General features: G+C 69.3%; 1 pseudogene. It reads right to left on the bottom strand.

The annotated features are described in order from the left end of the window. Positions 1-267: pseudogene (locus OH705_RS27560) on the bottom strand (hypothetical protein); the annotation flags it as partial.

The raw sequence follows: 267 nt of genomic DNA, 5'->3' as shown, positions 1-267 counted from the left end.
CCAGGGTGTGCCACAACACGCCGTCCTGGCCCGCGGCGCTGACCACCTCGGCCGAGCTCAGTTGCTCCAGGCCCGATATGTCCAGCCAGGTCGTGTCCTTGCCGTCCACGCGCAGTTGCTTGCGATCGGTGACCGTCACCATCGGCTTGGCGCCTTCCACCGGCACTTCCATCGCCAGGAAGGGGCGCGTCGGCTTGAAGGCCTGGCCGCCGGCGGCCACGGACAGTTCGGCGCGGGTCGTCGAAATGCCGCTGGCCGAAGCGATGC

The organism is Pseudomonas sp. BJa3, assembly GCF_026343815.1.
In the GTDB taxonomy this organism is placed as follows: Bacteria; Pseudomonadota; Gammaproteobacteria; order Pseudomonadales; family Pseudomonadaceae; genus Aquipseudomonas; species Aquipseudomonas soli.
The sequence above is the reverse complement of the archived record's forward strand: the minus strand, read 5'-3'. Positions and strand labels throughout refer to the sequence as shown.